The following is a 7,832-nucleotide window of genomic DNA, read 5'->3' on the forward strand; positions in this document are numbered from 1 at the left end:
CGCGACCGCCGTGAGCGCGGCCGCGACCGTGACCGCGGTGAGCGTGGCGACCGCGGCGACCGCGGTGAGCGCGGTGACCGCGGGGACCGTCGCGGCAAGGGCGACGACCAGCAGCAGGGCCAGGGCCGTCAGCAGAACCAGCAGGGCGGCGGCGGCCGGCAGGACCGCCAGCAGCACGACGACGACGACTTCGAGGGCGGCCGTCGTGGCCGTCGCGGGCGCTACCGCGACCGTCGTGGCCGTCGTGGCCGCGACGACATGGCCTCCGAGCCGCAGCTCACCGAGGACGACGTCCTGATCCCGGTCGCGGGCATCCTGGACATCCTCGACAACTACGCGTTCATCCGGACCTCCGGCTACCTGCCCGGCCCGAACGACGTGTACGTCTCCCTCGCCCAGGTCCGCAAGAACGGCCTGCGCAAGGGCGACCACGTCACCGGCGCCGTGCGCCAGCCCAAGGAGGGCGAGCGCCGCGAGAAGTTCAACGCGCTGGTCCGCCTGGACTCCGTCAACGGCATGGCGCCCGAACACGGCCGCGGCCGCCCGGAGTTCAACAAGCTCACCCCGCTGTACCCGCAGGACCGCCTCCGCCTGGAGACGGACCCGGGCGTGCTCACCACGCGGATCATCGACCTCGTGTCGCCGATCGGCAAGGGCCAGCGCGGTCTGATCGTGGCCCCGCCGAAGACCGGCAAGACCATGATCATGCAGGCGATCGCCAACGCGATCACCCACAACAACCCCGAGTGCCACCTGATGGTCGTCCTCGTCGACGAGCGTCCGGAAGAGGTCACCGACATGCAGCGGTCGGTGAAGGGCGAGGTCATCTCCTCGACCTTCGACCGCCCGGCCGAGGACCACACCACGGTCGCCGAGCTCGCCATCGAGCGCGCCAAGCGTCTGGTGGAGCTGGGCCACGACGTCGTCGTGCTGCTCGACTCGATCACGCGTCTGGGCCGTGCGTACAACCTCGCCGCCCCGGCCTCCGGCCGCATCCTGTCCGGTGGTGTCGACTCGACCGCCCTGTACCCGCCGAAGCGCTTCTTCGGTGCGGCCCGCAACATCGAGGACGGCGGCTCGCTGACCATCCTCGCCACCGCCCTGGTGGACACCGGGTCCCGCATGGACGAGGTGATCTTCGAGGAGTTCAAGGGCACCGGCAACATGGAGCTCAAGCTCGACCGGAAGCTCGCCGACAAGCGCATCTTCCCCGCGGTGGACGTCGACGCGTCCGGTACCCGCAAGGAGGAGATCCTGCTCGGCAACGAGGAACTGGCCGTCGTCTGGAAGCTGCGCCGGGTGCTGCACGCGCTCGACCAGCAGCAGGCGATCGAGCTGCTCCTCGACAAGATGAAGCAGACCAAGTCGAACGCCGAGTTCCTGATGCAGATCCAGAAGACGACGCCGGGCAACGGCGACTGACGTCGCGCTTTCCACCGGAAGGGCCGCTCCCGCGAGGGAGCGGCCCTTCCGCGTGCTCCGTCCGCCCCGATCGCGGGACGATGGATGGCGTACGGCCGTGAGGGCCGGGCCCGACACCGGGTGCGGGGGAGGGCAGCCGACCGAGGACGAGCCGAGGACGAGCCGAGGAGCACATGTCCGCCGAGAGCACACCGGACCACCGGGGCAAGGGACGCCGGGGCCTGAAGGCCGCGGCCTGGGCCGCCGCCGGCATCGTCGCCCTCGGCGGCACCGGCGCCGGATACGTGTACTTCGAGCTCAACGGCAACATCGAGAGCCTCGACATCGACCGGGTCCTCGGCGCCGACCGGCCCGAGGAGGCCGGCGACGGCTCCGAGAACATCCTCGTCCTCGGCTCCGACACCCGCTCCGGCGGCAACAAGGAGCTCGGCGGCGGCACCGACGACGGAAGCGCCCGCTCCGACACCGCGATGATCGTGCACGTCCACGAGGGCCACAGGAGGGCGAGCGTGGTCTCCGTCCCGCGCGACACCGTCGTCGACCGCCCCGAGTGCACCGACACCGACGGCGGCACCCACCCCGCGGCGCGCGGTGTGATGTTCAACTCCGCCTACGCCACGGGCGGGGCGGCCTGCGCGGTGAAGACCGTCGAGTCCATCACCGGCCTGCGCATGGACCACTACCTGGAGGTCGACTTCACCGGCTTCCGGAAGATCGTCGACGAACTCGGCGGCGTCGAGGTCACCACCGGCGAGGACATCGAGGACCCGGACAGCCACCTCGACCTGAAGGCCGGCACCCACCGGCTCGACGGCGAACAGGCCCTCGGCCTGGTGCGCACCCGGCACGGCGTCGGCGACGGCTCCGACCTCGGCCGCATCCGGCTCCAGCAGGCCTTCGCCAAGGCCCTGGTACGGCAGATCGGGGAGGTCGGCGTCCTCACCGGCCCCAAGAAGCTGTACGACCTCGCCGACACCGCCACCGAGGCCGTCACCACCGACTCCGACCTCGGCTCGGTCAACGCCCTGATGTCCTTCGCGTCCGGCCTGAGGAACATCACCCCCGAAGGCCTGCACATGATCACCATGCCGGTGACCTACGACCCGGCGGACGCCAACCGCGTCCTGATCGAGAAAACCAAGGCCAGGCAGGTCTGGAACGCCCTGAAGAACGACAGGCCGATCCCCGGGAGCGCCACGGAAGGAACGGCCACGGATGAGGCGGGGGGCGTGGTGACTCCCTGAGGGGCGCGGTGCCGTACCGATGTGCGGCTCCGCCGGGCGGGCGCGACCGGCCCCCGGCCGGCCCGCAGGGAATACACGACGCGAACCCCCGGTTTTGGGTGATGGCGCCAGTCCTGGCAGACTGGTAAGTCGGCCCCGGTTCACGCCTCCGCACCCCGCGGATGCGACCCGGTGCCCTCCCGAACCTAGGAGACACCTTGAAGCGCGACATCCACCCCGAGTACGTCGAGACGCAGGTCAGCTGCACCTGTGGCGCGTCGTTCACCACCCGCAGCACGATCTCCGGCGGCGCCATCCGCGCCGAGGTCTGCTCCGAGTGCCACCCGTTCTACACGGGCAAGCAGAAGATCCTCGACACCGGTGGCCGTGTGGCCCGCTTCGAGGCCCGCTTCGGCAAGGCCGCCGGCTCCAAGAAGTAGCGAGCCCCATACCGCCGGTCCACGGCCGTGCCCCCGCTCACGCGAGTGAGCCGAAGGAGCGCGTCGGTGGCGAGGGCGCGAGCGCGCGGAGGCCCCAAGGGCCGAGCACGATCGTGTCCTCGACACCGACGCGAGCGCTCCGGAGGCGAACCGCGCGGACGAAGGGGGCAGGCCGGGACCGGCGTTTTTGGTCGCCCGTCCTTCACCCACGTAATCGCAGGAGCCCAAGATGTTCGAGGCCGTCGAGGAACTCGTCGCCGAGCACGCCGACCTGGAGAAGAAGCTCGCCGACCCGTCGGTCCACGCCGACCAGGCCAACGCGCGCAAGCTGAACAAGCGCTACGCCGAGCTCACCCCGATCGTCGCCACGTACCGCTCCTGGAAGCAGACGGGCGACGACATCGAGACCGCGCGCGAACTGGCCGCCGACGACCCCGACTTCGCCGCCGAGGTCAAGGACCTGGAGAAGCAGCGCGAGGAGCTCACCGAGAAGCTCCGCCTGCTGCTGGTCCCGCGCGACCCCAGCGACGACAAGGACGTCATCCTCGAGATCAAGGCGGGCGCGGGAGGCGACGAGTCCGCCCTGTTCGCCGGTGACCTGCTGCGCATGTACCTGCGGTACGCCGAGCGCGTCGGCTGGAAGACCGAGATCATCGACGCCACCGAGTCCGAGCTGGGCGGCTACAAGGACGTCCAGGTGGCCGTGAAGGCCCGCGGGCAGATCGAGCCCGGTCAGGGCGTGTGGGCCCGGCTGAAGTACGAGGGCGGCGTGCACCGCGTGCAGCGCGTGCCGGCCACCGAGTCGCAGGGCCGCATCCACACCTCCGCCGCCGGTGTCCTGGTGACGCCCGAGGCGGAGGAGGTCGACGTCGAGATCAACCCGAACGACCTGCGCATCGACGTCTACCGGTCCTCCGGCCCCGGCGGGCAGTCCGTCAACACCACCGACTCCGCCGTGCGCATCACGCACATCCCGACCGGAGTCGTCGCCTCCTGCCAGAACGAGAAGAGCCAGCTCCAGAACAAGGAGCAGGCACTGCGTATCCTGCGCTCCAGGCTGCTCGCGGCGGCGCAGGAGGAGGCGGAGCGGGAGGCCGCCGACGCCCGTCGCAGCCAGGTCCGCACCGTCGACCGCTCCGAGAAGATCCGCACGTACAACTTCCCGGAGAACCGCATCTCGGACCACCGCGTCGGCTTCAAGGCGTACAACCTCGACCAGGTCCTGGACGGGGAGCTCGCCGCGGTGATCCAGGCCTGTGTCGACGCGGACTCCGCCGCCAAGCTCGCCGCCGCGTAAATCCCGTAGACAGCCCGGAGGACCGTCGTGAACCTGCTGCTCGCCGAGGTGGCCCAGGCCACCCAGCGGCTCGCCGACGCCGGCGTGCCCTCGCCGCGCACCGACGCGGAGGAGCTCGCCGCGTTCGTGCACGGCGTCAAGCGCGGCGAGCTGCACACCGTGAAGGACTCCGACTTCGACGCCCGGTACTGGGAGGTCATCGCCCGCCGCGAGGCCCGCGAGCCGCTCCAGCACATCACCGGGCGGGCGTACTTCCGCTACCTGGAGCTCCAGGTCGGCCCCGGGGTGTTCGTCCCGCGGCCCGAGACCGAGTCGGTGGTCGGCTGGGCGATAGACGCCGTCCGCGCGATGGACGTCGTCGAGCCCTGCATCGTCGACCTGTGCACCGGCTCGGGCGCCATCGCGCTGGCGCTGGCCCAGGAGGTCCCGCGCTCGCGCGTGTACGCCGTGGAGCTGTCCGAGGACGCCCTGAGGTGGACCCGAAAGAACATGGAGGGGTCCAGGGTCGAGCTGCGCCAGGGAGACGCCCTGACGGCCTTCCCCGACCTCGACGGCCAGGTCGACCTGGTCGTCTCCAACCCGCCGTACATCCCGCTCACCGAGTGGGAGTACGTTGCCCCGGAGGCCCGCGACTACGATCCCGACCTCGCGCTGTTCTCCGGTGAGGACGGCCTCGACCTGATCCGCGGCCTGGAGCGCACCGCGCACCGGCTGCTGCGGCCCGGCGGAGTGGTCGTCGTCGAGCACGCCGACACCCAGGGCGGGCAGGTGCCGTGGATCTTCGCCGAGGAGCGGGGGTGGGCCGACGCGGCCGACCACCCCGACCTGAACAGGCGCCCCCGGTTCGCCACCGCCCGCAAGGCGATGCCGTGAGCACCCCGCATACTTCATTCCCCCAGCAGCACCCGTACGAGGAGGCCCGCTAGATGGCTCGGCGATACGACACCAACGACGCGACCGACCGCACGACCGGTCTGCGCGAGGCCGCGTCCGCCGTCCGCCGGGGCGAACTCGTGGTGCTGCCGACGGACACCGTGTACGGGATCGGCGCCGACGCGTTCACCTCGGAGGCCGTCGCCGACCTGCTGGACGCCAAGGGCCGGGGCCGCAACATGCCCACACCCGTGCTCATCGGCTCCCCGAACACCCTGCACGGCCTGGTCACCGACTTCTCCGAGCTGGCCTGGGAGCTGGTCGACGCGTTCTGGCCGGGCGCGCTGACGCTGGTCGCCAGGCACCAGCCGTCGCTGCAGTGGGACCTCGGGGACACCCGGGGCACGGTCGCCGTGCGGATGCCGCTGCACCCGGTCGCCATCGAGCTGCTCACCGAGGTCGGGCCCATGGCCGTGTCCTCGGCGAACCTGACCGGCCACCCGGCGCCGGAGAACTGCGACGCCGCGCAGGAGATGCTCGGCGACTCCGTCTCCGTGTACCTGGACGGCGGACCCACCCCGGGGAACGTGCCCTCCTCCATCGTCGACGTCACCCGGCCCGTGCCCGTGCTGCTGCGCGAGGGCGCGATCTCGCCGGAGGAGCTGCGCAAGGTGGTACCCGACCTCGAGGTGGCGAATTGACGGCCCCTGAGTCGGGGCGTGGCATAGGCAACGGGGAATCCAGCGCGGAGATCACGACGACCTTCGGTTTTCCACGCGACACCTTCCGCATCCTCCACGTCAGTACCGGAAACGTGTGCCGCTCGCCCGTCACCGAGCGGCTGACCCGGCATTTCGTGAGCCAACGGCTGGGGATCCTGGGCGGCGGGCTGATCGTGGAGAGCGCGGGGACCTGGGGGCACGAGGGTGCGCCCATGGAGGCCCACGCCGAGACCGTGCTGGCGGAGTTCGGGGCGGACGCTTCGGGGTTCGTGGGACGGGAACTGCTGGACGAGCACGTGATCCGGGCGGACCTCGTGCTGACCGCCACGCGGGATCACCGGGCGCAGGTCATCTCCATGGGGCATTCCGCCGGGCTGCGGACGTTCACGCTGAAGGAGTTCACGCGGCTGGTCAACGCCATCGATCCGGCGACCCTGCCGCCGCTGGACGAGGGGCTGGTGATGCGGGCGCGGGCGTTGGTGCGGGCCGCCGCGGCGCTGCGCGGATGGCTGCTGGCGCCGACGGCCGAGGCGGACGAGGTGTACGACCCGTACGGGGCGCCGCTGACGTTCTTCCGGTCGATCGGGGACGAGATATACGAGGCGCTGGACCCGGTGGTGACGGCGCTGACCGGGGTGCCCGCCCGGGCGTAGTGGGCCGGTCGCTGCCGGGGCGGGTTCACAGGGCCTCCGGCGTCGTTCCGCCGTGCCCGCCCTCCTCCCCTCGCCCGAGAGGCAGGGGAGGCACCCCCGTCGCCCTGCGGAACGACTGCCCGCAGCGACGTCGGGCGTAGCAGCGGGGGCGTTTTCGGGGTGTGCGGCCTACATTGGGCGGTATGACGGTAGGGCATGCCCTTGAGGTCGATGTGGTGCGGCGGCAGGATCCCGAGCTGGCCGATGTGCTGCTCGCGGAGTGGGAGCGGCAGTCCGGTTCGCTCCAGCTGATCGCCGCCGAGAACTTCATGTCGCCGGCCGTGCTGGCCGCCCTCGGTTCGCCGCTGGCCAACAAGTACGCCGAGGGGTACCCCGGCAACCGGCACCACGGCGGCTGCGAGGTCGTCGACGTCGCCGAGCGCCTCGCCGTGGAGCGGGCGAAGGCGCTGTTCGGCGCCGAGCACGCCAACGTGCAGGCGCACTCCGGCTCGTCCGCCGTGCTCGCCGCGTACGCCGTCCTGCTGCGCCCCGGCGACACCGTCCTCGCCCTCGGCCTGCCCCACGGCGGTCACCTCACCCACGGCTCGCCCGCCAACTTCTCCGGCCGCTGGTTCGACTTCGTCGGCTACGGCGTGGACGCGGAGAGCGGGCTCATCGACCACGACCAGGTCCGCGCCCTCGCGCACGCGCGCCGCCCCAAGGCGATCGTGTGCGGCTCCATCGCCTACCCCCGCCACATCGACTACGCGTTCTTCCGCGAGGTCGCCGACGAGGTGGGCGCCCATCTGATCGCCGACGCCGCGCATCCCATGGGCCTCGTCGCCGGGGGAGCGGCGCCCAGCCCGGTGCCGTACGCGGACATCGTGTGCGCGACGACGCACAAGGTGCTGCGGGGACCGCGCGGCGGGATGATCCTGTGCGGCGCCGAGCTGGCCGAGCGCGTCGACCGTGCCGTCTTCCCCTTCACCCAGGGCGGCGCCCAGATGAACACCGTCGCGGCCAAGGCCGTCGCGTTCGGGGAGGCGGCGACACCGGCGTTCGCCGCGTACGCGCACCAGGTGGTCGCCAACGCGCGGGCCCTGGCCGCAGCCCTGGCCGCCGAGGGGCTGGCCGTCACCACCGGCGGCACCGACACCCACCTGATCACCGCCGACCCGGCGCCGCTCGGCGTCGACGGACGCACGGCGCGCGGCCGGCTCGCG

At 71.7% G+C, this 7,832-nt stretch carries 8 protein-coding genes; all 8 read left to right on the forward strand.

All coding sequences use genetic code 11. The features are described 5' to 3' along the window. Window positions 1–1,422 (forward strand): transcription termination factor Rho (gene rho, locus B7767_RS12970; protein ID WP_085572326.1); only part of this gene is annotated, 1,422 nt, incomplete at its 5' end. 173 nt (window positions 1,423–1,595) lie between these two features. Then, window positions 1,596–2,666, forward strand: coding sequence for an LCP family protein (locus B7767_RS12975; protein ID WP_085572321.1), 1,071 nt, complete (start codon window positions 1,596–1,598; stop codon window positions 2,664–2,666). Between the two features lie 197 nt (window positions 2,667–2,863). After that, window positions 2,864–3,085: a 50S ribosomal protein L31 gene (gene rpmE, locus B7767_RS12980; RefSeq protein WP_085572322.1), complete on the forward strand. Its 222-nt coding sequence runs from the start codon at window positions 2,864–2,866 to the stop codon at window positions 3,083–3,085. Window positions 3,086–3,314: 229 nt separating this feature from the next. Then, window positions 3,315–4,382, forward strand: coding sequence for a peptide chain release factor 1 (prfA, locus tag B7767_RS12985; protein ID WP_085572323.1), 1,068 nt, complete (start codon window positions 3,315–3,317; stop codon window positions 4,380–4,382). 27 nt (window positions 4,383–4,409) lie between these two features. Beyond that, window positions 4,410–5,255 (forward strand): peptide chain release factor N(5)-glutamine methyltransferase, encoded by an 846-nt coding sequence (gene prmC, locus B7767_RS12990; RefSeq protein ID WP_085572324.1) that lies wholly within the window; start codon window positions 4,410–4,412, stop codon window positions 5,253–5,255. A gap of 53 nt (window positions 5,256–5,308) precedes the next feature. Then, window positions 5,309–5,956 (forward strand): L-threonylcarbamoyladenylate synthase, encoded by a 648-nt coding sequence (locus B7767_RS12995; protein WP_073932492.1) that lies wholly within the window; start codon window positions 5,309–5,311, stop codon window positions 5,954–5,956. Next, window positions 5,953–6,630, forward strand: coding sequence for a protein-tyrosine-phosphatase (locus tag B7767_RS13000; protein WP_085572325.1), 678 nt, complete (start codon window positions 5,953–5,955; stop codon window positions 6,628–6,630). The genes B7767_RS12995 and B7767_RS13000 overlap by 4 nt, the downstream gene beginning before the upstream one ends. Window positions 6,631–6,812: 182 nt before the next feature. Further along, on the forward strand, window positions 6,813–7,832 hold a 1,020-nt coding region (glyA, locus tag B7767_RS13005; protein WP_085572327.1), incomplete at its 3' end, for a serine hydroxymethyltransferase.

The sequence above is a fragment of the Streptomyces sp. 13-12-16 genome, from assembly GCF_002114215.1.
Taxonomy (GTDB): Bacteria; Actinomycetota; Actinomycetes; order Streptomycetales; family Streptomycetaceae; genus Streptomyces.

Excerpts from the sequence above, each read along its gene's own strand:
- B7767_RS12995 (WP_073932492.1), top strand. The coding sequence starts at position 5,309 with ATGGCTCGGCGATACGACACCAACGACGCGACCGACCGCACGACCGGT.
- B7767_RS12975 (WP_085572321.1), top strand. The coding sequence starts at position 1,596 with ATGTCCGCCGAGAGCACACCGGACCACCGGGGCAAGGGACGCCGGGGC.
- prfA (WP_085572323.1), top strand. The coding sequence starts at position 3,315 with ATGTTCGAGGCCGTCGAGGAACTCGTCGCCGAGCACGCCGACCTGGAG.